19 protein-coding genes are annotated in these 26,161 nt (G+C 43.5%); 4 read left to right on the plus strand and 15 right to left on the minus strand.

The window, feature by feature from the left end; genetic code table 11:
- Window positions 1–26: 26 nt before the first annotated feature.
- From AAFM34_RS09780 to mltA, 11 genes are all read right to left on the minus strand, one after another.
- The gene (locus AAFM34_RS09780; RefSeq protein ID WP_341662317.1) at window positions 27–857 is read right to left on the minus strand and encodes an alanyl-tRNA editing protein; all 831 of its coding nucleotides are present in this window, start codon (window positions 855–857) and stop codon (window positions 27–29) included.
- 47 nt (window positions 858–904) lie between these two features.
- The gene (gene der / locus AAFM34_RS09785) at window positions 905–2,392 is read right to left on the minus strand and encodes a ribosome biogenesis GTPase Der (protein ID WP_160926018.1); all 1,488 of its coding nucleotides are present in this window, start codon (window positions 2,390–2,392) and stop codon (window positions 905–907) included.
- A 168-nt stretch (window positions 2,393–2,560) separates the two neighbouring features.
- Entirely contained in the window at window positions 2,561–3,721 is a 1,161-nt protein-coding gene (gene bamB, locus AAFM34_RS09790; protein WP_341662320.1) for an outer membrane protein assembly factor BamB, read from the minus strand.
- Between the two features lie 11 nt (window positions 3,722–3,732).
- Window positions 3,733–4,347 (minus strand): YfgM family protein, encoded by a 615-nt coding sequence (locus tag AAFM34_RS09795; protein WP_341662322.1) that lies wholly within the window; start codon window positions 4,345–4,347, stop codon window positions 3,733–3,735.
- 63 nt (window positions 4,348–4,410) lie between these two features.
- Window positions 4,411–5,679 carry a histidine--tRNA ligase gene (hisS, locus tag AAFM34_RS09800; protein ID WP_341662324.1) on the minus strand — a complete coding sequence of 423 codons (1,269 nt, stop codon included), beginning with the start codon at window positions 5,677–5,679 and terminating at the stop codon, window positions 4,411–4,413.
- A gap of 30 nt (window positions 5,680–5,709) precedes the next feature.
- On the minus strand, window positions 5,710–6,828 hold the full coding sequence (ispG, locus tag AAFM34_RS09805) for a flavodoxin-dependent (E)-4-hydroxy-3-methylbut-2-enyl-diphosphate synthase (RefSeq protein ID WP_341662326.1): 1,119 nt from the start codon (window positions 6,826–6,828) through the stop codon (window positions 5,710–5,712).
- Window positions 6,829–6,836: 8 nt separating this feature from the next.
- On the minus strand, window positions 6,837–7,877 hold the full coding sequence (gene rodZ, locus AAFM34_RS09810; protein WP_341662328.1) for a cytoskeleton protein RodZ: 1,041 nt from the start codon (window positions 7,875–7,877) through the stop codon (window positions 6,837–6,839).
- A gap of 322 nt (window positions 7,878–8,199) precedes the next feature.
- The gene (locus tag AAFM34_RS09815) at window positions 8,200–9,324 is read right to left on the minus strand and encodes a bifunctional tRNA (adenosine(37)-C2)-methyltransferase TrmG/ribosomal RNA large subunit methyltransferase RlmN (RefSeq protein WP_341662330.1); all 1,125 of its coding nucleotides are present in this window, start codon (window positions 9,322–9,324) and stop codon (window positions 8,200–8,202) included.
- 131 nt (window positions 9,325–9,455) lie between these two features.
- Window positions 9,456–9,890 carry a cysteine desulfurase sulfur acceptor subunit CsdE gene (gene csdE / locus AAFM34_RS09820; protein WP_341662332.1) on the minus strand — a complete coding sequence of 145 codons (435 nt, stop codon included), beginning with the start codon at window positions 9,888–9,890 and terminating at the stop codon, window positions 9,456–9,458.
- A gap of 22 nt (window positions 9,891–9,912) precedes the next feature.
- Window positions 9,913–10,722 (minus strand): tRNA cyclic N6-threonylcarbamoyladenosine(37) synthase TcdA, encoded by an 810-nt coding sequence (tcdA, locus tag AAFM34_RS09825; RefSeq protein ID WP_341662334.1) that lies wholly within the window; start codon window positions 10,720–10,722, stop codon window positions 9,913–9,915.
- An 84-nt stretch (window positions 10,723–10,806) separates the two neighbouring features.
- Window positions 10,807–11,910 carry a murein transglycosylase A gene (gene mltA, locus AAFM34_RS09830; protein WP_341662336.1) on the minus strand — a complete coding sequence of 368 codons (1,104 nt, stop codon included), beginning with the start codon at window positions 11,908–11,910 and terminating at the stop codon, window positions 10,807–10,809.
- Between the two features lie 211 nt (window positions 11,911–12,121).
- On the opposite strand from mltA, the gene argA reads away from it, so the two are divergent.
- On the plus strand, window positions 12,122–13,447 hold the full coding sequence (argA, locus tag AAFM34_RS09835) for an amino-acid N-acetyltransferase (protein WP_341662339.1): 1,326 nt from the start codon (window positions 12,122–12,124) through the stop codon (window positions 13,445–13,447).
- A gap of 35 nt (window positions 13,448–13,482) precedes the next feature.
- Here the strand turns inward: argA and recD are convergent, their stop codons facing one another.
- From recD to AAFM34_RS09855, 4 genes are all read right to left on the minus strand, one after another.
- On the minus strand, window positions 13,483–15,576 hold the full coding sequence (gene recD, locus AAFM34_RS09840; protein ID WP_341662342.1) for an exodeoxyribonuclease V subunit alpha: 2,094 nt from the start codon (window positions 15,574–15,576) through the stop codon (window positions 13,483–13,485).
- Between the two features lie 10 nt (window positions 15,577–15,586).
- Window positions 15,587–19,171 carry an exodeoxyribonuclease V subunit beta gene (gene recB / locus AAFM34_RS09845; RefSeq protein ID WP_341662374.1) on the minus strand — a complete coding sequence of 1,195 codons (3,585 nt, stop codon included), beginning with the start codon at window positions 19,169–19,171 and terminating at the stop codon, window positions 15,587–15,589.
- A 113-nt stretch (window positions 19,172–19,284) separates the two neighbouring features.
- A complete protein-coding gene (recC, locus tag AAFM34_RS09850; RefSeq protein WP_341662344.1) occupies window positions 19,285–22,740 on the minus strand; it encodes an exodeoxyribonuclease V subunit gamma in 3,456 nt (1,151 codons plus the stop codon).
- A gap of 94 nt (window positions 22,741–22,834) precedes the next feature.
- A complete protein-coding gene (locus AAFM34_RS09855; RefSeq protein ID WP_341662376.1) occupies window positions 22,835–23,803 on the minus strand; it encodes a TDT family transporter in 969 nt (322 codons plus the stop codon).
- Window positions 23,804–23,913: 110 nt separating this feature from the next.
- Between AAFM34_RS09855 and AAFM34_RS09860 the strand changes: the two genes are divergently transcribed.
- The 3 genes from AAFM34_RS09860 (at window position 23,914) to AAFM34_RS09870 (ending at window position 26,146) form a co-directional block, all read left to right on the plus strand.
- A complete protein-coding gene (locus AAFM34_RS09860; RefSeq protein WP_341662346.1) occupies window positions 23,914–24,810 on the plus strand; it encodes a LysR substrate-binding domain-containing protein in 897 nt (298 codons plus the stop codon).
- 102 nt (window positions 24,811–24,912) lie between these two features.
- Window positions 24,913–25,218: a YebG family protein gene (locus tag AAFM34_RS09865; protein WP_114786470.1), complete on the plus strand. Its 306-nt coding sequence runs from the start codon at window positions 24,913–24,915 to the stop codon at window positions 25,216–25,218.
- Between the two features lie 181 nt (window positions 25,219–25,399).
- Entirely contained in the window at window positions 25,400–26,146 is a 747-nt protein-coding gene (locus AAFM34_RS09870; protein WP_341662350.1) for a copper homeostasis protein CutC, read from the plus strand.
- Window positions 26,147–26,161: the final 15 nt, after the last annotated feature.

A 26,161-nucleotide genomic window follows, 5' to 3' on the forward strand; every position in this document is an offset into this window, starting at 1 on the left:
ACAATACCGAATTTAAAAGGAAATGATTAGATGGGGTTTACCGCCAGCTTACCTTGAATCTGCTTATATTCCTGCAAGTTTCGCACATGTGTTCCTCCACAAGGTATCTCGGCAATACGACTCTCACCTAGATCGCATTGCCAATAACGAGAGTCTGTCAAAGTGTCACCACAGCATTTCATACTAATTTCAGCCTTAAGAGTTAGCCATTGTGCTATTTGGTGGTTCACTGCAACTTCAATATCTTTAAGATTGTCGAGAAACTCTGCACTGTTTAGCCCTCTTTTACGCAACGTCTTGCCCAAACGATACGTATCATGACACTGCTCTGGTGTGACAAAACTTGATTGCTGCGCGTAACTATTAAAATCATAATATCCATGAGTATCTTTACGTTCTGCATCTTTACGCCAATACCCTTGCACAGCAAGAGCTTTATTAAGAGCAAGAGAAGCAATATGACCCGCGCTATGTCCTCGGCTCAGCGCTTGCTGATACGCTTTATCCACCTTTAATAACACTGACTGGCCTATGGATAAATTCACCTTGTTCTTTTCCAAGCAATGTACCACGACAAAACTCCAACCCTCTTCATCACGTCGTACAGGTATCTCAGTGCCTATAAATAATTCTCCGCTCGATAAGTCAACCGCTCCAACAAGACAATCAAGAACAGGGGACTCTTCTAACCACCCTTTGTCTGCTGGGTGATCAGGCCAAAGATGGCTGACTGGATGGAAAGGTGTTGCTTGGGTTACGACATAGCAATAGTTTTCATCACTTTCTATCGTCTGAACCGGTGAGCTCAAACTCCAAATATCATGACAAAAGTGAATAACTGTGGGTGTTACTGACATAGGGTCTCCTAAACGAAAAAAGCGCCTGTTGTATTAGGCGCTTCTCACTATTTCTTTCGATTTTTCATCATGCCCACTAGGCGTTTGCGTTTACGCTCTTGGGATAATGTCATCTTATTCGATTTACCCTCGAAAGGGTTTTCACTGCTTTGGAACTGAATTCGAATTGGCGTCCCCATGATCTCGAGTGACTTACGGTAATAATTCATCAGATAACGTTTGTAAGAGTCTGGAAGCTCGTTCACTTGGTTACCATGAATCACGACTATCGGTGGGTTGTATCCGCCGGCGTGGGCATACTTAAGTTTTACTCGACGACCACGAACTAAAGGCGGCTGATGATCTTCAGTTGCCATCTTCATAATACGTGTCAATACCGAAGTGCCAACACGTGTCGTTGCTGATTTGTAGGCTTCTTGAACTGATTCGAATAAATGCCCAACTCCAGTGCCATGGAGTGCAGAAATAAAGTGAATGCGCGCAAAATCAACAAAGCCTAAACGGCGATCGAGCTCTTTTTTCACATGCTCTTTTACATCCGATTCTAATCCATCCCATTTATTTACCGCAATCACGATTGAACGCCCAGCATTTAATGCAAAGCCCAATAAACTTAGATCTTGGTCAGAGATGTTTTCACGCGCATCGATAATCAATAAAACTACGTTCGCATCTTCAACGGCTTTCAGCGTTTTAACCACGGAGAATTTTTCCACCGTTTCGTTGATACGCTTACGACGACGAACACCTGCTGTATCGATTAAAACGTATTCGCGGTCATCTCGCTCCATTGGGATATAAATCGAATCACGAGTCGTTCCTGGCATATCGTAAACAACCACACGCTCTTCACCCAAAATACGGTTAGTTAGGGTCGATTTACCTACATTGGGGCGGCCAATAATCGCTAGCTTTATGGGCTGATCTTGAAGGCGTTTAAACTCTTCTTCTGCTTCTTCCTCGGTGTAATCTAGCTTCTCTTCATCTTCGTCGATAAAGTCGGTCAGATCTTCTATTTCACCGTTTGCTTCCTCTGCCATTTTCTCTGCAAATGGGTTTAGAGCACGGTCGATCAAAGCTCCCACACCACGACCATGAGCCGCTGCAATTTGATACATTTGTTCGACGCCGAGTTGCCAAAAATCAGCCGAAGCGGCATCAGCATCAATACCATCAACTTTATTGACCACTAGCATTGATGGCTTTTCAATTTTTCTCAAATGGTTTGAAATAGCAATGTCAGCTGGGGTTAAACCCGCTCGGCCATCAACCATAAACAGCACAACGTCAGCTTCATCAATAGCTGCCAGTGACTGCTCAGCCATCTTAGTTTCCACGCCTTCTTCAGTGCCATCGATACCACCAGTATCAATCACAATAAATTCGTGTTCACCAAGCTTGGCTTGCCCATATTTACGGTCACGAGTTAAACCAGGGAAATCCGCAACCAAGGCATCGCGAGTACGAGTTAGTCGGTTAAACAACGTCGATTTACCAACGTTTGGACGCCCTACCAGAGCAACTACAGGAACCATAACAACCTCTACAATATTCTTTTCTTTATGTAGTTATAGGTAACAACTCAAGCCAACACCTTCAATGAGACTGTTACCTATAACCACATTAATCTATAAATCTCTAAAACAAACAAACGGCTCCAAACTGTCGCCAGAAAGGAGCCGATTGTGAATTGTATCACATGATCACTTAGTCAGGGTCAGTTTCTTTACTTGGCCATTTCTGGTCACAATAAGATACCCATCATCCACCTTGATCGGTGCCACAGCAAAGCCACTACTATTGATTTTCTGCTGCGCAACAAAGTCTCCAGATTCTCTGTCTAGCCAGTGCAGGTAACCTTCTGTATCACCCACAACTAAATAGTTATCTATGATAGCTGGTGCGGTCAATAAACGGTTTTCCAGTTGTTCATTGGTCCACAACTCAGTACCACTTCTTGCGTCCACAGCAACAAGATGATCTTTGTCCGTTACTAGATAAATACGTCTTGTATCAGTGGCTAAATCAGTCGATGAGGAATATTTACGCTTCCAAACTGGTTTGCCTGAACGTAAATCCAAAGCGATCAATTGGCCGTTATAACCCACAATATATAAGGTGCTACCTAAGATAAGTGGTGATGCATCCACATCGACCAAACGATCAATTTCTGTCGCCCCTTGAGCTGTGCCTATAGGTTGCTGCCAAATTAGCTGGCCTCGTTCTACAATCGCAGCAGCTAAACGACCGCCTGCAGTACCCCAGAAAACACCACCAGAAACAGTTACAGGCGCACTATTGCCGCGCAAAGTTAAGTTAGGAACTTCTGTACTGATCGTCCACTTTACATCACCAGTCGATTGTTCAAGAGCGATAAGCATACCTGTCGTGGTATGAACCATGACTAGGTTGTCGTCCGTTGCTGGAGCGGCTAGCACTTCACCTTCAACATCCACTCGCCAGTTTACCGCGCCTGTCTCTTCATCTAACGCAATAACCTGACCATTTTCACTACCGATGAAGATTTGACTATAGCCAGCGGTAATTCCACCAGATAAACGAGCAGGAACTTCTTGCTCAAGATCTTGTTGCCAAAGAGTTCGTCCATTTTCAGGATTAAGTGCTTTAACCAAGCCTTCTCGACTTGCAACAAAAACCTTGCCATAAGCATATTCTGGAACCAGCTTCGAAAAGTACTGCTCAACGCCATCACCAACACTGGCACTCCACAGACTTTTAGGAGTGAATTCACTGTTTACTTTTGGTACTGGCGCCATTATGACGGTATCTTCTTCACTAGCACAACCAGCGAGAATACCGACAATTGCTGCAGATGCTATAGCCCGCTTAAGCATTTTTCTCATGCACTGCACCCTTATTTCGCCAGATCATCCAGTTTCATTTGTAATGTCTGACTAGCATCTTCAGCCTGCTGAGCTTCAACATAAGCTGTATAGGCACTCTCTGAGTCACCTTTACGAAGCAGGATATCTCCTTTCAATTCAGCCACTCTTCCAGCCCAACTTTCATCAGTAATAGAAGACAGCTCAGCCAAAGCAGCATCAAAGTCACTTTGCTCTAACTTTAAGCGAGCAAGGCGAAAGGTAATCACAGAAGATAAAGCTTGATCTTCTGTCGCTGACTTAGCCCACTCTAGTTGCGCTAACGCTTCATCGAATTCACCCGCTTCCACTTGAACTTTGGCCAGTTGAAGTGCCGCTAGAACCGCATATTGACTATCGTTATTAGCATCAATGAAAGCTTGTAAAGCAGCTTCACCATCAGTATTGTTCTCTGCTAACTGCTGAACAGCCTTGGTATAACTTTCAGAAGCAGCTTCTTGAGCAACTGTCACTGAGTCTTGATAATAGCGCCAACCAAATAGCCCACCCAGACCAATAACTGCGCCTAAAATGACTGATTTACCGTTTTCTTTCCACCAGTCTTTAATCGCCTCAACCTGTTGTTCTTCAGTATCGTAGAGTTCCACTTCCTGTCCTCATAAATCTAAAAAATGGCGACATCAGTCGCCACTTTTGATGTGAAATTGTATTTAAATTAGTTCTGCCAATTTAGTCGCGACATCACTTTGCTTATAGGTCTCTTGAGTACCACCCAGTAAATCTTTCAGGACTACGGTGTTTTCTGCTACTTCATTCTCACCCAGCACCAAAGCAACCACAGCACCGACTTTATCCGCCCGTTTAAACTGCTTCTTAAAGTTACCGCCGCCAAAATGGCTCATCACTCGAAGGCCATCAATACGTTCGCGAAGATCCTCGGCAAGCTTCATACCTGCCATCATAGTGCCTTCACCCGCAGTGACCATATAGACATCGACAGCACGACGCACATCTGTAAGTTCAAGCGTTTCTAGCATTAGAACTAGTCGCTCCAATCCCATAGCAAAACCCACAGCTGGCGTTGACTTACCACCTAACTGCTCAACGAGACCATCATAACGGCCACCCGCACATACTGTTCCTTGAGCACCCAGATTCTCAGTTACCCATTCAAATACTGTGCGGTTGTAGTAATCCAGTCCACGAACTAAGCGCTCATTGACTCTGTATTCGATGCCTGCTGCGTCAAGAAGTTCACACAAGCCTGAAAAGTGTTGTTTTGATTCTTCACTGAGGTAATCAGAAAGCCTCGGGGCATCAGTCAACATTGCTTGCACCTGCGAGTTCTTGCTATCCAGAACACGAAGTGGGTTAGTATGCATGCGACGTTTACAATCGTCATCTAAAACATCGATATGTTGCTCTAAAAACGCGACTAAAGCCATACGGTAGCTGGCGCGATCTTCGGATGAACCAATCGAGTTGAGCTCTAAACGTACATGCTTATCAATGCCTAACTCTCGCCATAAGCGGGCAGTCATCATGATAAGTTCAGCATCAACATCAGGACCGTCTAAACCAAACAATTCTACTCCACATTGGTGGAACTGACGATAGCGTCCTTTCTGTGGCCTTTCATGGCGGAACATAGGCCCCATATACCACAAGCGCTGCTCTGAGCGATCAATCAAGCTATTTTCAATACATGCTCGCACACAGCCAGCAGTTCCTTCAGGACGAAGGGTCAGGCTGTCACCATTACGGTCATCAAAGGTATACATTTCTTTTTCAACCACATCGGTTACTTCACCGATTGCTCTACTAAAGAGATGTGTCATCTCAACAATTGGCATACGTATTTCGGTACACCCATAAGAACTAACGACTTTCTTGACTGCGTTTTCTAATTTTTGCCACAGCGCAGACTGGGTCGGAAGGCAGTCATTCATGCCTCGAATTGCTTGGATTTTTTTTACCACAATATTTACCGTAATTTAGGTGACCTGAGATTAATCTTTGACTTTCACATCAATGCGATTTTGTGTGTCCATAACAGAAGCTTTTGCACGAATTTTTGCTTCTAACTGATTAACTAAATCATCGTTATCAAAGCGCTCTTTTTGACGTTTACCGTCTTCATAAAAGGCACTTTTTTTGTTACTGCCAGCAAGACCAAGATGAGAAACTTCAGCTTCACCTGGTCCGTTAACCACACAGCCAATAATGGAGACATCCATAGGAGTGATGATGTCCTCGAGCCGCTCTTCCAATGCATTAACCGTGTTGATAACATCAAACTCCTGACGAGAACAGCTAGGGCAAGCGATAAAGTTAATACCTCTAGAGCGAATTCGTAGCGACTTAAGTATATCAAACCCAACTTTGATTTCTTCAACAGGGTCAGCAGCCAGAGAAATACGTAACGTATCGCCAATACCTTCAGCTAACAGCATCCCTAGTCCAACGGAAGATTTTACCGCTCCCGCTCTAGCACCACCAGCTTCTGTAATCCCGAGATGAAGCGGTTGATCGATTTTTTTTGCTAACAAACGGTATGAGTCTACTGCAAGGAAAACATCCGATGCCTTTACACTGACTTTAAATTGGTCAAAGTTAAGACGATCTAAAATATCCACATGTCGCATGGCAGATTCGACCAAAGCTTCCGGCGTTGGCTCTCCATATTTCATTTGGATATCTTTTTCTAATGATCCACCATTGACACCAATTCGGATCGGGATATTTTTATCACGCGCGCAATCTACAACGGCTCTAATACGGTCTTCCTTACCAATATTACCTGGGTTGATACGCAAACAGTCCACACCGTATTCTGCTACTTGCAGAGCAATTCGATAGTCAAAATGAATATCGGCGACTAATGGAACAGACACTTGCTGCTTTATATGTTTAAAAGCCTCAGCCGCTTCCATGGTAGGGACTGAAACGCGTACGATATCCGCACCAACATTTTCCAGCGATTTAATTTGTGCAACAGTTGCTTCAACATCTGTTGTTCTTGTGTTTGTCATCGACTGCACAGCAATTGGAGCGCCATCGCCGATGGGTACATCGCCTACGTATACACGAGTAGACGGGCGACGTTTGATAGGAGATTGGTATTGCATAGTTACTTCTAGGGTAAGGTGAACCTTGCTACTTTACCAGAAGTATACCCAGAAAGGTCAATAGGTTCACTTGATAAAGTTATTGATACATTTTCCGGCGCTCCCAAAATAACTTTGTAAGGAGGATTGCCGCTAAGCTGGATACCTTGACCTGCTTTTTTAATTCCAGTTGCAAGCGTCTTACCAGTCGAGCCCTTAACTTGAATCCAGCAATCGTCACTAAATGACATTTCCAACAAATTAGCCACTATGGTAGCTGCTGCTTGCTCTGGCTGAGGCTGTATTTCTGGTCCAGTCGAGGCAATTTTAGCCGGGTCGGAAGTTTCGTCTGCTGCTACTGGAGCTGGAGAACTAGACACCACAGGCTCAGCTTCGTTTGACTCTATAGGAGTCTCTTGCTTCGAATTTTTTACGGCCTCAACCGTTTTCTCAGGCTGAGCTTGAGAGGTCACTTGTGTGGTTACCTCTTCTAAGGGCTGCTCCACAAGCTTTGACTCTTGCGGTTGAATTTCGCTTGAAGGCTGTGATTCAACCACAGCAAAATCCAAGTCAGTTTTTTCTGCCAGCTCTTTCTCTATTTTTTGTTCTTGTTCAGTGGTAGAGGTCAACTCAACTGCAGTATTTTCTTGATTTTGCCACCACCACACACAGGAAATACCGACAATAATGGCAGAAATACCCCATGTCAGTATCATTATTCGGTTATCGTGCTTCTCTTGACTAGTTTTTTGCGAAAAACTTTGCATTTCATGCTCTTGATGTTGGGCTTCTCCATTATCATCAAGAGCACATAATACAACGGATTCTTCTATCCCAACGACACGCGCATAAGAGCGTAAATACCCACGAGTAAAAGTGGCGACCTGTTCACTTTCAAACTGATTCGATTCAATATTTTCGATAATTGAACGGCGCAGACGCAACCGATTCGCAACCTGCTCCAAACTTAAACCAAGTTCTTCCCGTTTTTGCCTTAAAATGGCACCGGCTTCAAGCTTTACTTCAAGCTTTGTCTCTTCTTCCATTTGAGGTGTTTGTTCAGCACTCATTCTATAAACGTCTCTTTTTGCAGGATTCCACGCCAAACGCACATTTATTATTTTTCGTTAGTTGCACTGTCTTTAATGAAAATCTTATATTCTGAGGAAAATCCCTCACCAAAGTGTGTAAAGCACTTCACCCAAGTAATAGAGATATTATCTCTAAAGCACTAAAGTTTAATTCTAATAGATATCAGAGATGAAACAACATAGAAAACACGTATAATTCACAACCAGCTCAAGGTTTTTCCATATTTTGACATTATTTAGCTCAATCAGTTTAAAAAAAACCAGAGCTGAGCTCTGGTTTCTACCAATAAAAGCAAATAATTTAGACCGCTTTAACCGCTATTGTTTCACCTTTTGCAGCGCGAATAGCTGCAGTACGCTTAGTTCGATCAATCACATCTCCCACCAACTGACCACAAGCCGCGTCAATATCATCGCCGCGCGTTTTGCGTACGGTCACCGTATGCTCATACTGCATTAACGTCTTTTGAAAACGGTCAATTCGTGAATTACTTGGTTTTTTGTACGGAGAACCAGGATAAGGGTTAAATGGAATCAGGTTAATTTTACATGGTGTGTCTTTGAGTAACTCAGCAAGCTCGCGAGCGTGATCCATGTCATCATTAACATGATCAAGCAGCACATACTCAACCGTCACTTTACCTCTATTAGCATTAGAAGAAGCAATATAACGACGCACTGAAGCCAGGAAATCTTCAATGTCCCAACGGTCATTGATAGGCATAATTTCACTACGCAGCTTATCATTCGGTGCATGCAACGAGATAGCGAGCGCAACGTCTATCTGACCAGTCATTTGATCCAAACCGGAAACAACACCAGAGGTTGAGACAGTAACTCGACGTTTGGACAAGCCAAAACCAAGATCATCCAGCATAAGTTCAAGAGCAGGGATCAGGTTTTTCATATTGAGTAAAGGCTCGCCCATACCCATCATGACTACGTTAGTTATTGGGCGTCGACCCGTTTCTTTTTCTAATCCGACTTCACGTGCGGCACGCCAAACTTGACCAATAATTTCAGAGACTTTGAGGTTGCGGTTGAAACCTTGTTGTGCCGTTGAGCAAAATTTACATTCTAGAGCACAGCCCACCTGAGAAGAAACACACAATGTAGCTCTATCATCTTCAGGAATATAAACCGTCTCAACATCTTGATCGCCTACCTTCATTGCCCATTTTATGGTGCCATCAGAAGAATGTTGGGCCTCAGCTACAACAGGCGCTTTAATTTCGCAACGCTGCATGAGCTTTTCACGCAACTTTTTATTAATGTTGCTCATGTTTTCGAAGTTATCGACACCAAAATGGTAGATCCACTTCATCACTTGATCGGCACGAAATGCTTTTTCACCAAGTTCTTCAGCAAAAAGTTTACGCATTCCTTTACGATCAAAATCGAGTAGATTAATTTTTTCAGTGCTCATGGTGCCTCACGAAACGACGTAACGTTATTTAAGGGCGCGAATTGTACAGCCTTTACTCAGCAACAACAAGAGCTCTAACACCCTGTATTTTATAAGGCATTAATATCATTATGATTAAAAATTAACCAAAATTAATTTTCTCGGGTTATCTGCTTGATTTGCTCTACGATGGCCTTAAGACCATTACCGCGCGAAGGGCTGAGATGAGAGATAAGCCCTAAACTATCAAAGTACTCTTCAACATCAAAAGTTTGGATCTGCTGCGAGGTTTTACCATCAAAAGGAGTTAAGACAAGCGCAATAAGCCCTCTGACAATACGAGCATCAGAATCAGCACTGAAATGCCAAACATCATCAACCTTTTCACTTACTAACCACACTTGGCTTTCACAACCCGATACTTTTACTTGCTCTGACTTAAGACTTTCAGACATGACGGGAAGCTGTTTTCCCCAAAGGATAACTTGACGGTAACGCTCTTCCCAGCCTTTTAAATTCTGCATTGTCGAAACTATGTCTGCGACAGTTATCTCGCTACCGAACGGTGACTTGGGGAAAGAAGACATAAACAGGCTCCAAAATTAAAACTTACTGACTGTATTTTTGAATCAGCTTTTCAACAATACGTGATACGGCAACAAAGCCGAACGTCGCAGTGACAACAGTCGCCGCCCCAAAGCCTATAGCACAATCCATACGTTTTGGCCCCTCAGCAGTCGCTTTCATGTTACACACCGAGCCATCTGGCTGTGGATACTTCAACTGCTCTGTGGAAAAAACACATTCTATACCAAACTTTCGTTGAGGTTTTTTGGGAAAGTTATGATGACGTCGCAGCGTATCTTTGATTTTCTTTGCTAAAGGATCTTGAATCGTTTTGGTTAAATCAGCAACTTGTATCTGGGTTGGGTCAACTTGTCCGCCAGCACCACCGGTAGTAATGACTTTAATCTTGTTGCTGCGGCAATACGCAAGAAGTGACGCTTTTGCTTTCACACTATCGATGGCATCAAGCACATAATCAAAATCTTTAGTCAGATACTCATGCTGGTTATCAGGCGTAATAAAATCATCTATTACATTGACCTGACAGTCAGGGTTGATGAGCTTGACTCTTTCTGCCATCACTTCGACTTTGCTTTGACCAATATTGCCGCTTAGAGCATGAATTTGACGATTAACGTTAGTCACACATATGTCATCCATATCAATCAATGTTAATTGACCAATACCCGTTCGAGCCAAAGCTTCAACCGCCCATGAACCCACGCCACCAATACCGATCACACACACGTGTGCAGCGCGAAGAACTTCAACTTGTGAGTGGCCATAAAGGCGACGGGTTCCACCAAAACGTTGGTCGTAGCTGTCTGAAGCTGGAGTATCAAGTTCACGCATGATGTTTTGTTCCGCTAAATGAGGGTTAAACACAAAGAGTGCGTTTTATACGCACTCTTTGTTAAAAAGTCTAGCCAACAATAACTATTCTAATTTTTCAGGCGGCAGTGCCCACGGAGCCTGAGTTGCCGAGTTCTCGAGTCCTAACTTCCATACACGGCCGAAATGCTTGTAATGGCCTGCTTCGGTTCCTGCTCTAGGGCCCATTCCATGATATAAATCTAAATGGTTTTGTTTAACTGCGCCCCCAGTATCAAGGACAATCAATAACCGCAGTTGATGTGCCCCACTCCAACTGCCATCGGCATTGAGTAATGGTACCTCAGCAAGAATCGGGGTGCCCATTGGGAAAATTGCAGGATCGCCAGCTACTGAAGCCATTGGTAGCAATGGAATACCTGCAGTGCCTGTCACTGGTGCATCCGCTCTTGGCTCAAAAAAGACATAAGATGGATTTTGCTCTAACAGCTCACGCACCGTTTGGTCATCATTGGCAAGAACCCAATCTTTAATCGCCTTTAGTGACATTTTCTCCCGAGCAACGAGACCTCTTTCAATCAGTACCTTACCTATGCTGACATAAGCTTTGTTGTTTTTTCCGCCATAAGCAAAGTATTCCAGCGTATCGTCATCTTCAAAATGAACAAAGCCACTGCCTTGCACTTCCATCATAAATGGATCGATCATATTGGCTGAATAACCAAGTTCCAGCCCTAAGCCACTTAATGCCCCATCATAAATTTGCGCGCGAGTTGGGCATTCTGCTTCACAATCAGGTTTGGCATACACTGGGTAGCGATACTTATCATCGGGCTCATGACGCAGTTCCATCACAGGAGAAAAGTACCCGGTAAATAAGACATTGCCTTTTTTATCCCCGCCACCTAATTGAGCAGCCTGAATACCAAAATTCGCCAGTTGAGCAGGGTCTCCACTTTGTAACGCCCATTCATTTAATTGATCATATAGCGGCTGATACAAACCTGCCATTGAAGGCGAGTTTTCAATAACTTGCTGCGATTGCTTAGCAAACTCTGTGAAGTCCTTAGGTTTATTAGAGTCAATCGTCGTACTTTTATTGAGAGTTGCTGCAAATTCACCATCAAGATACTGCTGGGCACGATCGGTAGGCTGTGCACAACCAAACAAAACACTGGCGGCAACAAGAGGAAGATATTTTTTAAACACGAGAAGAATTCCTTATTGAACTGTGACTAAGGATGACAAACTCGAACGACAAGCGCAATCAAGTATGTGTGTATAAACGTGATTTTTAATAACTTCTGACAGGCTGAATTCATGCCCCGAAAAACTACTAAATATTTAGCCAATAAAACCCTTGAATAAATTAGAATAAAAATGCAATATTGAAACATATAAACTCATAGAAATGTAAGATATGAAAATACGCAACACAGATTTGGTCAAAGGCTTTCGGCAATCTGCTCCATATGTGAACGCCCATCGGGGTAAAACTATGGTTATCATGCTTGGTGGTGAAGTCGTTGCCGATGAAAATTTTTCTAACATTATCAATGACATTGCTCTACTTCATAGCCTAGGGGTCAATATTGTCGTGGTCCATGGCGCCAGACCGCAGATAAATCACATGCTGGATCAAGTAAGGCATATCAGCCCATATCACAAAGGCATTCGAATAACTGATCAACAAAGTCTGAATATCGTTATGCAGGCATCAGGTCAGCTTCAACTGACTATTACAGCTCAATTGTCGATGAGTCTTGCCAATACCCCTATGGCAGGCACGCAACTCAATGTGGTGAGTGGTAATTTTGTCACTGCGCAACCATTGGGTATCGACGAAGGGGTTGATTACTGTCACAGCGGCCGAATTCGACGCATAGATACCCAAGGAGTCAACCGAGCACTAGAACAAGGTTCCATTGTTCTACTTGGCCCAATTGCTAGCTCAGTGACAGGTGAATCGTTCAATTTGCTTTCTGAAGAGGTAGCAACTCAGGTAGCGATAAAACTTGGTGCAGATAAGCTGATTTGTTTTTGTTCTGAGCAGGGAGTAATCGACGCCAGTGGCAGTGCTGTTGCTGAATTGTTTCCGCGTGATGCAGAGCAGATCCTCGAGCAGTTAGAACAAGCAGGCGAAGATAGCTCAGGGACACAAGGTTTTTTAAGAGCAGCAACAACCGCATGCCGGGCTGGAGTGCCTCGTAGCCACTTAATCAGTTATAAGCTTGATGGCGCATTAATTCAGGAACTCTTTTCTATCGACGGTATTGGCACCCAGATATCTAAAGCAAGCACAGAACAAGTTCGTCAGGCCCAAATTGACGATATTGGCGGTATTTTGGATTTAATTCGCCCTCTTGAACAACAAGGTGTACTTGTCAGACGATCACGAGAACAACTGGAACAAGAAATCCACCAATTCACCATTATTGAAAAAGACGGTTTAATTATCGGCTGTGCTGCCCTCTATCCTTATACCAATGAGAAAATGGCCGAAATGGCTTGTGTCGCCATTCACCCAGAGTACAGAGATGGCAATCGAGGAGTTTTATTGCTTAAACACATTAAGTTGCAATCGAAGGCACAAGGAATAAAACATATTTTTGTCCTTACTACGCGCAGTATTCACTGGTTTCGTGAACAAGGCTTTGAGGAAATGCCCGTTGAATGTTTGCCTTCGCAGAAGCAAAATCTATACAACTTCCAACGTAAATCGAAAATTTTAGCCATTGAGCTATAAAGCTTGATTTTTGATAATGCCCAGAAAAATGGGCATTATTCGGTAAGCCTTTCGACTAAACCACTGGCTCTTTGAGTGCGAACTTTTATCCCGCGAGCCATCACTCTATCATCAACAAATAAACTCAATTTCTTCTTAGCTCGAGTTACACCAGTGTAGATAAGCTCACGGGTCAATATCGGGTTATGATCTGGTGGTAACACCATCAAAGTATGTTCAAACTCGCTGCCTTGGGATTTGTGAATCGTCATCGCATAAGCGGTTTCATGCTCAGGTACTCGGCTTGGCAGCACTGCTTTGATTGAACCATCTGTAAGCTCAAAAAATACTTTCAGCCTCGCCTCGCCCTCAGAGCTGTCAAGCAAGCACAAACCAATATCACCATTGTAGAGGCCTAGTGCATAATCATTACGCACTATCATCACAGGTCGGCCATGGTACCAAAGCTCATCTTGTACCTTGATGAGTTTACGCGCCTTAAGTGCTCGTTCCACACTATGATTGAGTCCAGTAATACCAAAGTCGCCTTCTCTAACGGCACACAGCAAGCGACACTGAGAGAAAAGCTGTAAAGCTTCTCTTGCAACATCATAAATTGGCTCGTCATCAATCCCCTGCATTGCTGGCTTAATACGATTTAAGTAGTGGCTATATTCCGCCACTAAGGTTTGTATCATCTGCCGATAATGAACGGCATCAACGGGAAAGTGAGCAATATCATCGAAGTCTTTTTGCCAAACAAGATCAACCTTAGTCTTAGATCCAGAATTGATGGCCTTAGCTAATTGACCTATTCCAGAACGGGCGTCAAAGCGATAGCTTTTTTGTAACATACATAAACTGTCGGCAATACTAGCAGACTGACTATTATGGTTATTCAAGGATGCAAAACCCGTTAACTGACTTACTAACTTGGCTTGCTCAAAGCTATAGCCATGTTGATTAAAAGAGCAAATATCACCGAGCACAGCGCCCGCCTCTACAGAAGCAAGTTGGTCCTTATCACCCAGTAATATCAATCTTGCATGTCTGGGTAGAGCATCCACCAGTTTATACATCATAGGCAGATCAACCATAGAGGCTTCGTCAACAACAAGTATGTCTAGATGAAGAGGGTTTTGTTGGTTGTGACGAAACTCAGCACTGTTTGGTATTGCGCCAAGCAGACGATGCAAAGTACTCGCGCTAGTTGGTATCAAGGCTTTGATACTTGGCTCAACAGGAAGCCTAGCAACCGCTTTTCCTATAGACTCAGTTAACCGTGCAGCGGCTTTCCCCGTTGGTGCCACCAATTTAATCACTGGCGATTCACCGACTTGTTGAGCCTGCACATTTAACGCGGCAAGTAACTTAGTTACCGTGGTTGTTTTTCCGGTTCCTGGTCCACCAGAAATGACGGCAAAACGTCTTGTTAAAGCTACCGCCGCTGCCACTTTTTGCCAATTCACACATACAGATAAAGGCACTAGTTCATCTAGCACATCAAGGTGCGAAATTTTTGAAGCACTCACGAGCTTTTGGTCTATGGTCTCCCAATCAAGGACTTCACTATTCACCACATCAAGATGGTCACAGATAAGTTGTTGTCTAGCCACCTGTGGTGCCGAGTCAGATTGCAATGTGGCTAAAGCGCTGAAAAGGTAATGGTAGTCTCTAGCAAACAGATGATTTAACCATTGAGCAAGCTTTTGACCATCATTAGGCTTTATGATCATTGGTGCCCCTAAGCTCTTCAATCGCTTCGCCAGCACAGATTCATAATGCCAATAGCGATGAAGATAGAGCCTTTCTCCATCGAAAGTCATAGGTAGACTCTGGTCAGTCGTTCCAACAAAAGGAGAGTTCTGTAACTCGCATGACCAATCAATTTTACGCAAAACATGATGAAGCTGGTCAGCTAAATCACCAAATACACCCAGTTTGGCTACCAAATCAGATATCTGACCATATTTGTCGATTAAAGGCAGGCAAATATGGCCATGCCCTAACTCACAGCTAACAATTGCAGTAATAAAGGCAATATTGTCATTGCTACTTTGTTCTCGAGCAAATCGAGCAAATTGGTAGTCTATCTGCCGTATTACGCCTTTATCTACCAGTGGTTTTAGGAATGAAAACAGACTTTGCATAACTAGTGTCCTATATTAACTCCATCTGTCCTGAATCGGTTTGTTTTGGTTCTATCGAATGCCCGTCAATTAAACTGTCTAAATCATTCAACAGAGCCAACGAAGGGCGAGCATAAAAAACCCCATGATCGCTTTGGCCATCCATACCACGTAAAAACAAATAATAAACCCCACCAAAATGAGCATGATAATCATAATCGGGCAAACGAGAGCACAAGAATCGATGCAATGCCAAAGCATAAATTTGGTATTGCAAATCATACCTATGCTCAGCCATCGCATCGTTTAGCGCATCCCCATGATAGTCACTGACGCTGTCACCAAGATAATTTGATTTCCAATCGAGAATAAAATATTGGCCTTGATGTTCGAACACTAAATCGATAAAGCCTTTAAGCATGCCTTGTACTGAATGAAAACCCAGATCGCCCGCTTTGGCAGATAAAGGATCATAACGCTGAGTAACGCGGTTTAAAGCTGGCGCAGTAAGCACCTCAATTGGAAGTAAAAACTCCATTTCAACAAGGCGCGAAGATAAGCTTTTTTGATTAAGTTTCAGCTTTTTACCATCGAGAGGGGTGGTCAATACTATCTCCACCAAGCCCTGTAATACGGGGAGCCATCCAGAGTCTAATTGCTCACCTTCCATCAAGTTAGTAATGATTTGAGTGTTAGTGGCACTTGTCGCAGGCTCGGTAAACTCGATATCTTCAAATACAGTATGTAAAAAAGTACCGGCTCTCGCACCTTTAGGAAAGGTAAAGATATTTTTTTGAGGTTCGAGTTCGTTCTCAACCTCTTTGTCATCAAAAGAGTCCAGATCCAAGGTCAATATGTCTGTTGCTGCCTCATTAAATGCGTGACTAGCCCCTTGCTTAACCAGCCCAGAATAGCTGGTAATTCGCCAATTTCGGTCGATACTTGCTTGCAATTCTTTGGCTGTTAATTTTACTTGCTCAGTTTGCTCAGTGATTAACTTTTCGCTATTAAATTCAGGCAAGGAGACAAGCTTTATACAAGGCTGTGTATTGGCTTGTTGATCCAATGCAGCCGTCAAATCAGCCACACCGCCTTGCTGACCATTTTGCAATAAATGACCTATAGCGCTGCGATGAACGCCTGTGGGCTCTTTACTAGAACGACCATCTCTAATTGGCGCCGCGCCAACAAAACAGCCATAGACAGCTCGCGTCAGCGCAACATAAAGGAGACGTAGATCTTCGGCCAACCTCTCTTTATCAGCTTGTTGAAGTGACGCCTCCTGCGCCCTGATATCAAGTATGGTTTGATCCAATTGACTATCATAATACTTGGCTTCACTAGTTTGACGATAAGAAAACACAAATGGCAAAAAGACTAGGTCATATTCCAACCCTTTGGATTTGTGGATAGTAATGATTTGTACCAAGTTACGCTCAGATTCCAAACGCTGAATCTGTTCTTCACTGCCGCCAAAGCCTGCTTCAGCATCAATGATGGATTGGGCTAGCCAACGTAAAAGTGCATGGTCACTGTCTAACTCGATACTCGCTTGTTGCAGTAACTCGCCAATGTGCATCAAATCAGTTAGAAAGCGCTCGCCACTGTCTTCTTCTAATAAGCGCTCTGCAATATGCCGTTTACTAATTACGCTGCGAAGCATGGGCAACACACCGCGCTGCATCCATAAATGCCGATATTCTCTAAACTCATTGATGATGGTTTCCCATTCAATTTCATCATTATTGAGTTTATCTAGTGATCCTGCGTCTAGTGCAAATAACTCAGAAGCGATACTGGCTCGTAGCGCTCGTTCATTTTCTGGTGTCAGTACGGCTTGCAATAAACGTTGCATATCTTGCGCAACTGGTGAAGTAAACACATTATCACGGTTTGATAGATAGACGCTGGAAATGCCCTTCGCCGCTAATGCTTGCTTGATAAGACGTCCTTCACTACCCGTTCTTACCAATACAGCAATATCTCCAGCTTGAATATCGTGCTGAGATTTTCCATTATCAAATACCGCGTGTGATTGCTGAGCCAAGGCTAAAATATGATGAATTTCTTGCGCGCATGCTTGCGCCATTGCTTGTTGGTATTCACCCTTAGTAATAGGGGTGTTTTCGGTTTCTTGTAGCCAAAAAGTCAAAGCAGGTTGCGTTTTACCATTTAACAGCCACTGGCGTTTATCTGCCTTTGGGCTAGCATCAACGGGCAAAAAAGGAATATCATCATCGTATATAAATGGGCAATCTGGCGTGTGGAATAACTGGTTCACCGCAGTGACCATATCTTTACTTGAACGCCAGTTTGTTCCCAAAGTAAAATGAGATGACACCTGGTTACGAGCCTTGATATAAGTAAAAATATCAGCCCCTCGAAAACCATATATCGCCTGTTTAGGATCACCAATCATAAACAAACCACATTGTGGTTCATTCAGATAAATACGACTGAAAATACTATACTGCAACGGGTCAGTATCTTGAAACTCATCGATCATCGCAACCGGATATAATGTTCGTATCCGCGAAGCAAGCTGTTCAGTATCGTCATCATCTATCGCGGCCGAAAGCTGAGTCAGTAGATCATCAAACGACAACCACTGTTTCTGCTGCTTGGCTTTGCTCAGCATGTCACGACATTGGTCTATTGCATGGGCTAATATCGGCGCTTCTAAACTGATGGGATTGGAGAGAAATTGCTCTATCGCAACAAATACGGGGTGGCAAGGCACATCACCACTCGGAGTTTTTTCTTGCAAAATATTTTGGGCAAACTTTTCCAGCTTATCGGGATAATCGTAGCCAGTTGTGTCTGTAGATGCCCAAGCATCGACCGCTTCAAGCCATGCAGGCAAAGATTTTTTACTGTAGCTGCGTTTATTAATTCCTGAGTCACTAATTAGAGTGAGGTAATCGTCCTTACCAGACAACCAAAGTGCTTTAAGCTTATTAAGCTTATTAACATTTTCAGCATGGAGTTCAGCTAAACTCCCTTGCATAACAGGCACAGAAATTCGGAGTGGAGAACCAGTCAAATATGGGCTAATTTTCCTTAATAACTCACTAGGATTGCCCCAAAGACGGCGAACCTCTCCCGCTAAATTCAGCGGTAATGGATAAAAATTACGCCGCCAATAATCCGCGACTACCTGAGCTTTAAGCCGGCTTTCATCAGTAATAAATTCGTTGTCAAAACGACTGCCCGATTCAAATGCATTTTGAGTGAGCATTCTCTGGCAAAAACCGTGAATGGTAAAAACCGCCGCTTCATCCATTTGTCTTTCGGCTTGCAAAAGAATCTCCGCAGCTTGGCGATGGCCGTCTACTTGATTCAATAAGGGTGCGATAACAGGATCAGTGCTTTTTCCTCTCGAAAACGCGAGCCTCGCATCATGAATACGAGCTCGAATACGATCGCGCAGCTCAGCCGTTGCCGCTTCGGTAAAAGTGACCACTAATATTTGGTCTACAGTCAATGGCTGTTGATGTTTGGTCTCTGCGCTACCATGACCAAGAAGTAGCCGTAGGTATAAGCCAGCTATAGTAAAAGTTTTTCCGGTTCCTGCAGATGCCTCAATTAAGCGAGCGCCATGGAGTGGAAAAGTCATGGTATTAAGCGATGTTGCTACCGGTCTAGATGTCACTATTTTCCACCCTTAACTTGCACATAAAAAAGCCGCTCAGGCTCGTGATAATTGACATTATTAAACACCTTAACCGGTTACTTCTCGTCATCGGCTTGTACAGCTAATCTCGGAGCTTGGATAACCAAAGCCGCTAACTCCAACACTTGACTTGCAAGCTCATCACTCCACTGGGGCCAAATCCTATTAATATAAGTATTCGCACCTTCACCTTTGTTGAAATAGCCATCGTTGAACACCTCCGCCATCTTCTTAAACGACTTTTCTTGGTTTTCAGACCAATTGCCTCGACTAAAGCCTGCTTCGACACAAGCTAAGGCGGTATTTGGAAAATAAGCTAAGGGCGTGGTCATTCCTTGATAATACAGTCGAATCAACTCACCAAGATGAGATTGAGCCATTGAAGTGTCAGCGATTGAAGGAAAGCTTAAGTGTACGACACCCTCTTTACGATCATAACCAAGCAGATGGGTCGGCTGGTTTTGGCCCATAGCATTGATAGCTAGATGATCTATCCAAGCGGATAAGTAATCTTGAGCTCTTATGCGACCACTGCGAAAGCGCACCAAACCTGAACGATAGTTTTGTGTTAACCAACCACTAAGTTCAACAACTCGTCCCTCACCTAATACGTCAAACGACAACTTTACTTCATGATCTTCTTTTTCATCACAACAAAGCCAAGCTAGCTTTTCAACTAATTCCTGCGCTTGGACCCGATTGGTTTCAAACTCAATATCTCCAAAAGCGCCCACTGGTAATTTTCCCTGAGCTCTTTGCTCTGCAATAAAATCGTCGATAATAACTTGTTGCTCGAGATCCCCTTTATGTTGCGCCTCAAGTAAAACTTCAAGCAAACTGTCTCGCATTTGATAGCTTTCTAGGCCATTAAGGGCAAAAGGTTCATCGTCTTGGGTTACGGGTAAAGGGGGCTCAAACACCACTTTTAAACGCCGATTAAAGAAGTATTGCACCGGCAATCGCCAAAATCGTTGTAATTCAACTAAATTCAAATCTAACGGATAGACAGCATCAAGCAAATAATCACTTAACTGACGATTAAACTCACCGCTACTATGGCCTTGACGATTAACAGCTGGAAGCCATTCTTTGGCATAGCTAACATTACCATTGGTAAACGCATTCACGCTAAAAGGCACCATGGGATGTAGACGTTGTATCCATGCCAGCAATTGTTGGCCAGATTGATCGGAGTCCAAGCCTTCATCTCCCGCCAAGCAATAGTTGTGTTGGCAATATTCCATCAGCTCGGAGACCAAAACTGAGGGTACTCGTTCAGTGTTATCTTGAATTGAGCGACCAACATAACTGATGTAAAGCTTTTGCTGTGCAGACAACAAAGCCTCTAGAAAAAGATACCTATCATCATCACGGCGCGAACGGTCACCGGGTCGAGCCCTACCATTCATAAGATCAAAACCTTCTGGCGCGACGGTCCGCGGATATACGCCATCATTCATACCTAATAGGCATACGATGTGAAACGGAATTGATCGCATTGGCATCAATGTACAAAAGTTGACCTGCCCTGCAAGAAAACGCTGGCTGACTCGAGTCGTTGAAAGCTTCTTTTTGAGGTACTGTGAGACAATATTTGGCGTCAAGTCTTGCTGATAGGCTGCCTCTTTAATCTGCTCATGTAACCCAGATAAGGTATCACGAATTGACTTAAGCGCCGCTTCTCCCTCGATATCTACCGCAAAGAAATCATCCAAGGCCAAGGTCAATACTTCACGCCATTTTTCAATAGGCTGAGATACAGACAACTTGCTGCGATAATCACTAACGGTTTGAATAAAGTGAGCCAATTTTCCCGCAAGCTCGGCATTCATGCCTTGAACTTGATTGTAAGGGGCAAGCAAACCACTCTGAGTTTCTAGTAATCCAGCAGACTCAGACATTGCATACCCAAGTAACATACGCTGGATACCGAATTGCCATGTATTTTGCGCCGTTTGAGGCAAATCGAATTCTTCTCCAGTACTGAGGTTTAGTCCCCAGCGAATACCCGACTCCTCTACCCAGAGTTTAGCTTGCACAAACTCCTCAGCACTAAGACCGAACCGAGCAAGTATGGCGGGAGTTTCCAAAAGCTCGAGTAGCTCTGAGGCAAGACAACGGGTGTTGGGTAAGTTCACTACTTGCATGAAAGAGTGCAAAATAGGACTTTCTTGATCTGCGGTTCTATCTGAGATCGAATAAGGAATAAACCGCTCTCCCGGCGCATTACCAAATACAGCTTGAATCGCTGGACTATAGGCATTGATATCCGCCACCATAACGATAATGTCGCGTGGTTTTAAACTCGGCTGTCGATCAAACATAGACAGTAATTGATCATGCAACACCTCGACTTCTCGCATTGCACTGTGGCAAACATGTAAACTGATAGAGTCATCTTGAGGCTCAACCCTGTGCTTGTGGGCACTAGAATCAATCAATTGATCATTTTGCTGCTCTTCAAGATTGAGAATGTCCGCCTGCACATTATGTAGCAGAGAGTCTCTATCGATATCCACAAAGGCTTCAATTTCATGAGAGTCGAGCTGTGATAGCAAAAACATATTGTCTCTGCCAAGTTTCCCCATAGAGGCAAGCAAGCTATTGCCAATAGCATTGGTGTGAAGCTCGTCATCTAAGTTCTGATCAATATCCCCTTTAAGCTGATGCGTTTCACCTTCAAGTTCAGAGTGGTCTTCTTTCCACACCAAATGTTGGCGGTGCCGAGCAGCAAGGCGGGCAAGATACTTTCGATCACGAACTTCGCCCCAGTAGTAACGACAAGGATTAGTAAACATTAAATGCACATCAATGTGCTTACCCATGGCTTTAAGCGCGTCCATATAGCGCGGTGGCAAAGACGTGATACCAAAGACAAACAAACGCTTAGGCAACTGTTCAAAATGATGATTACTATTTTCTAACCTAGAAATAAAATCCTGATAGAGATTCGCTCTATGATAGGGAGATTGACCTAAAGAAGTGGTGTGCTCATATAAAGCTCGCCATAAAATCGGCTGCCAATTGTGCTCTCCTTGTAGCTCCAGCACCTCTTGTTCCAATTCCCAACTGGCAATCCATTCTGGTCGATAAACTAGGTAGCCATCATAGATGTCAGCAATTTTCTCCGCGAGCTGATAAAGTTTGCTCTGATCGTCATCACCTTGCAGATAGTGTTTTAAGGCAGAAAACTCTGCATTATCTAGCAACCGAGGAAGCGTTTGCATTAACTTCCAAGTCATCGCCTCTTTGTTAAATGCGCTGCGCTGAGGGACATCAGTCAGAACTTGGGTAAACATATCCCATATAAAAGTTGCGGGGAGAGGAAAAGTGATATTTGCCGCAACACCGAATTCTTTAGCTAACTCTATTTTCAGCCACTGGGACATACCAGGGCTCTGAACCAAAATCTGTTCTTGTTCAAAGGGGTTATCTAAAGGGTTCAAGCGAACCAATTCGACAAGCAGGGATTTTAAAACATCAACTTGGTTGGAATGGTAGACAGTAAACAAAGCGCACTCACACTATCATTGCCGCAATTGGCTTCAGATTAGCATAAGTGCATTACTTTCTTGAGTATTAAACACAAATCAATCCACCAAAAGGTTATGCATTACGCACTATCACTTTATGAGGTTGATAAAAGTTAAAGTACCTGATTGCCACATAAGCAATAATACCTGTTGCAACCAATAACTCAAAGCCTGCTAGCGTATAAATTTGATGCACATACTGACTATCTAATCCAGATGTTTGCATCCAATTGGCAAGCTTAAATAACGCGGTTGCTCCTATTGCCATAGGGAAAGTAAAAGCAGCATAACCAGGGCTAAAAGGCAGTCTCAATAACTTAAAGAAAGCGAGATAAATAATGGCGGTCATTAACACTCCAATACCAAATAGCAGCCCCACAATCACTGGTGAAGGTTGAGACACCACGGTTAAATAACCGGCTAGCGAAAGACTGGCAGGAGCCGCCATAATCGCAAGCGTTGGTTTAGCTGCATCGGGTACTTGATGAGTAAACATAAAGCGATAAATCATCATAGGCAACATGACAGCATAGGCGAGCATACCAAATATTAAAGTGCCATTAGCAATGAACAATAAATCTGGGTTCCCCGAAAAAGACACATCAGCAACGATTATGCCTACTGGTGGAACGAACCAACTCGGCACCATATGATGTAGCTCAAACTCTTTTGCTCTGTGGTAAACAAAACTGACAAGAAAAATAATATGTAAACCGACAGCTGCAAGCCAGAGCATGTCACCAAGCATGGGGGAAAAGTGGCCAAGAGAATTCGACACCACCATGGTCGCCATTGCAAAGGTAGGTACTACACTGCCGACGACTGGGTGCGCAAGATCTTGCCCAAGCAAATGACCGTGAAAAAGAAATTTCACTGCTAATACCACCAGTAATACTGTTGCGATACATGCACTAAACAGCTGACCATAACCATGCAAAGGTGCAAAATTCTCCCAGCACCACCCTAAACTGGCAATCCCTAGCGCTAATCCTGCCATTGGTGTGGGGGCTCCCATCACTTTTGCTTTTGTCGCTTTTATCATCATTGCCTCACTATCTTACTTTGTATCTCTTTAGGCATAATACTCTTGATATCTGTTCGATTATATCTGATTATTTAAAACACATGTTCAGATTAAATTAACAAGACCTTATGGCCGCCAATATTTCTCTTAAGCAACTGAAAGTATTTATATCCATTACTCAGCATGACACGCTTACCGCAGCCTCGGAGGCGCTGTTTTTGTCAAAGGCGGCGGTGAGTATGGCCCTTTCAGAGCTTGAAAAACAGATTGGCCATTCTTTATTTGATCGTGTTAATAACCGCCTCATTCTCAACCAAGAAGGACAAAAACTCTTACCTCTCGCTGATGAGTTACTGCATCGTGCTCAGGATATTAATCAGCTGTTTGATGGAGGTAAAACTCTAACTGGGGAACTACGTATTGGAGCCAGTGATACAATTGGTAATCAAGTCGCTCCTTATTTATTAAGTGATTTTCGCAAGCAAACTATGCACAAATCTCAGAGCCTTTTTATATCTAACTCTGCTTTGATTTGTGAAAAACTCATCGATTATGAACTCGATATTGCGCTAATCGAGGGAAAAACAAGTCATCCTTTATTAATTTCAAATCAGTTTAGCCAAGATGAAATGTGTGTCATTTGCTCCCCTGACTCACCTCTGGTGAAGAAAAAACAAATCTCTTTAGATGCATTAGAAGGAAGTGAATGGGCTTTGCGCGAGCCGGGGTCAGGCTCGCGAGAGTTTTTTCTTCGCACCATAGCGCCAAGACTCGAGCACTGGCAGGAAAGCTTTCAGCTCAATACAACGGAAGCACTGATTAATAGTGTTTCGGCAGGCTTAGGACTAAGCTGCCTATCCCGCCTTTCTGCGCAGCCCGCCATACATAATGGTCGAGTCGTTGAGTTAACACCCCCTCTGGATATGAAAAGGCGTTTTTGGCTTTTGCTGCACAAAGAAAAATATCAAAGCCCTCTACTAAAGTCCTTTATTGATTTTTGTCATTCATGGCAGCAAAGTAGATAGTTTTAAGCTTTAAACTCACATCCAATCTGGACTTAATAGAGTAAAGGCTGTATAAAAAGACAGTAAATAATCCAACTAATTTTTTGAGCTAGAGGACCAACCATGGCTGTAATCGTCAAGTACGTGGTAGAACGTAATGGAGAAGAAAAAATGACTTTTACCTCTAAAGCGGAAGCTGATGCCTATGACAAAATGCTTGATATGGCTGATGAGCTTTTTGAGCTATTAGGTAAAAGCGAATTGCTAGAAGATGAAGCTAAGCAAGAAGACTTAGCCATGTTCTTGGCACAACACAAAGAAGATCTGCTATTCGCCCTTGGTGCTAAACGCAAACCAGCGGCAAAGAAAAAAGCGGTAGAGTCGGTCGAAGAAATCAATGAGGCTCCAGCTCAAGACGACGCAGCCTAAGTATTCTTACTTCTCTATAATATGGCCGTGTTGACTTAAGTCAGTGATACTTTGAGTTAACACGTCCTCTCCTCATGACTACGTCTGCTTTGGGGAAAACTCATTTCGCTATTTTTACCCTAATAAATTCCTTGCGCTTCATTTATCATGGTGACTCAATTTTGAGTTTGAGTCAGTAACCATGAGCTATGTTGTTGAAGTTTGTATCGATAATCTTGAATCTCTCCACAATGCAATAGAAGGCGGCGCAACACGCATCGAGCTATGTTCCTCTTTGGCTCTTGGTGGATTAACCCCAAGCTATGGCATGATGAAGCAAGCAGCTAAACTATCGTCTGTTCCTGTTTTTGCCATGATACGCCCTCGTCAAGGAGACTTTCTCTACGACCAAGATGATATTGAAAGCATGCTAATGGATATAGAAGCCGCAGCACATACCGGAATGAACGGCGTGGTATTTGGCGTCTTAAACTCTAAAGGACATATAAATATGGAACATAGCCGTCGACTGATCAATAAAGCCAAGCATCACGAGTTAGAGGTTACTTTTCATCGCGCCATCGATCAATGCGTGGATTATCGACAAGCTATCAATGATATTGCTGAACTTGGCTGCGAACGAGTTCTAACATCAGGTTTAAGCGCCAACGTTGAACAAGGTCTTGATACATTATGCGACATGGTAACGCTCGCCAAAGGAAGACTGACCATTATTGCAGGTTCGGGACTAAACGCAGAAAATGTCAACACGATCGTCGATAAAACTCAAATAACCGAAGTCCATTTATCTGGAAAGTCCACCCGCACCAGTAAAATGCAAAATTTCTCAAGCAATGCCCAAATGGGTCAGCAAAGCCTAGATGATTTTGTTATTCCTATCACTAATTCGCTCGCGATTGAAAAGGTAGTAAAAGCTCTCAGTTCTTAGTTTCGACTCTCTTCT

This window comes from Vibrio sp. (assembly GCF_038138445.1).
GTDB lineage: Bacteria > Pseudomonadota > Gammaproteobacteria > Enterobacterales > Vibrionaceae > Vibrio.

Coding starts and splice junctions, on each gene's coding strand:
- AAFM34_RS09780 (WP_341662317.1), bottom strand. CDS start 857: ATGTCAGTAACACCCACAGTTATTCACTTTTGTCATGATATTTGGAGT.
- der (WP_160926018.1), bottom strand. CDS start 2,392: ATGGTTCCTGTAGTTGCTCTGGTAGGGCGTCCAAACGTTGGTAAATCG.
- bamB (WP_341662320.1), bottom strand. CDS start 3,721: ATGAGAAAAATGCTTAAGCGGGCTATAGCATCTGCAGCAATTGTCGGT.
- ispG (WP_341662326.1), bottom strand. CDS start 6,828: ATGCAATACCAATCTCCTATCAAACGTCGCCCGTCTACTCGTGTATAC.
- rodZ (WP_341662328.1), bottom strand. CDS start 7,877: ATGAGTGCTGAACAAACACCTCAAATGGAAGAAGAGACAAAGCTTGAA.
- AAFM34_RS09815 (WP_341662330.1), bottom strand. CDS start 9,324: ATGAGCACTGAAAAAATTAATCTACTCGATTTTGATCGTAAAGGAATG.
- csdE (WP_341662332.1), bottom strand. CDS start 9,890: ATGTCTTCTTTCCCCAAGTCACCGTTCGGTAGCGAGATAACTGTCGCA.
- tcdA (WP_341662334.1), bottom strand. CDS start 10,722: ATGCGTGAACTTGATACTCCAGCTTCAGACAGCTACGACCAACGTTTT.
- argA (WP_341662339.1), top strand. CDS start 12,122: ATGAAAATACGCAACACAGATTTGGTCAAAGGCTTTCGGCAATCTGCT.
- recD (WP_341662342.1), bottom strand. CDS start 15,576: ATGCAAAGTCTGTTTTCATTCCTAAAACCACTGGTAGATAAAGGCGTA.
- recB (WP_341662374.1), bottom strand. CDS start 19,171: ATGACTTTTCCACTCCATGGCGCTCGCTTAATTGAGGCATCTGCAGGA.
- AAFM34_RS09855 (WP_341662376.1), bottom strand. CDS start 23,803: ATGATAAAAGCGACAAAAGCAAAAGTGATGGGAGCCCCCACACCAATG.
- AAFM34_RS09860 (WP_341662346.1), top strand. CDS start 23,914: ATGGCCGCCAATATTTCTCTTAAGCAACTGAAAGTATTTATATCCATT.
- AAFM34_RS09865 (WP_114786470.1), top strand. CDS start 24,913: ATGGCTGTAATCGTCAAGTACGTGGTAGAACGTAATGGAGAAGAAAAA.
- AAFM34_RS09870 (WP_341662350.1), top strand. CDS start 25,400: ATGAGCTATGTTGTTGAAGTTTGTATCGATAATCTTGAATCTCTCCAC.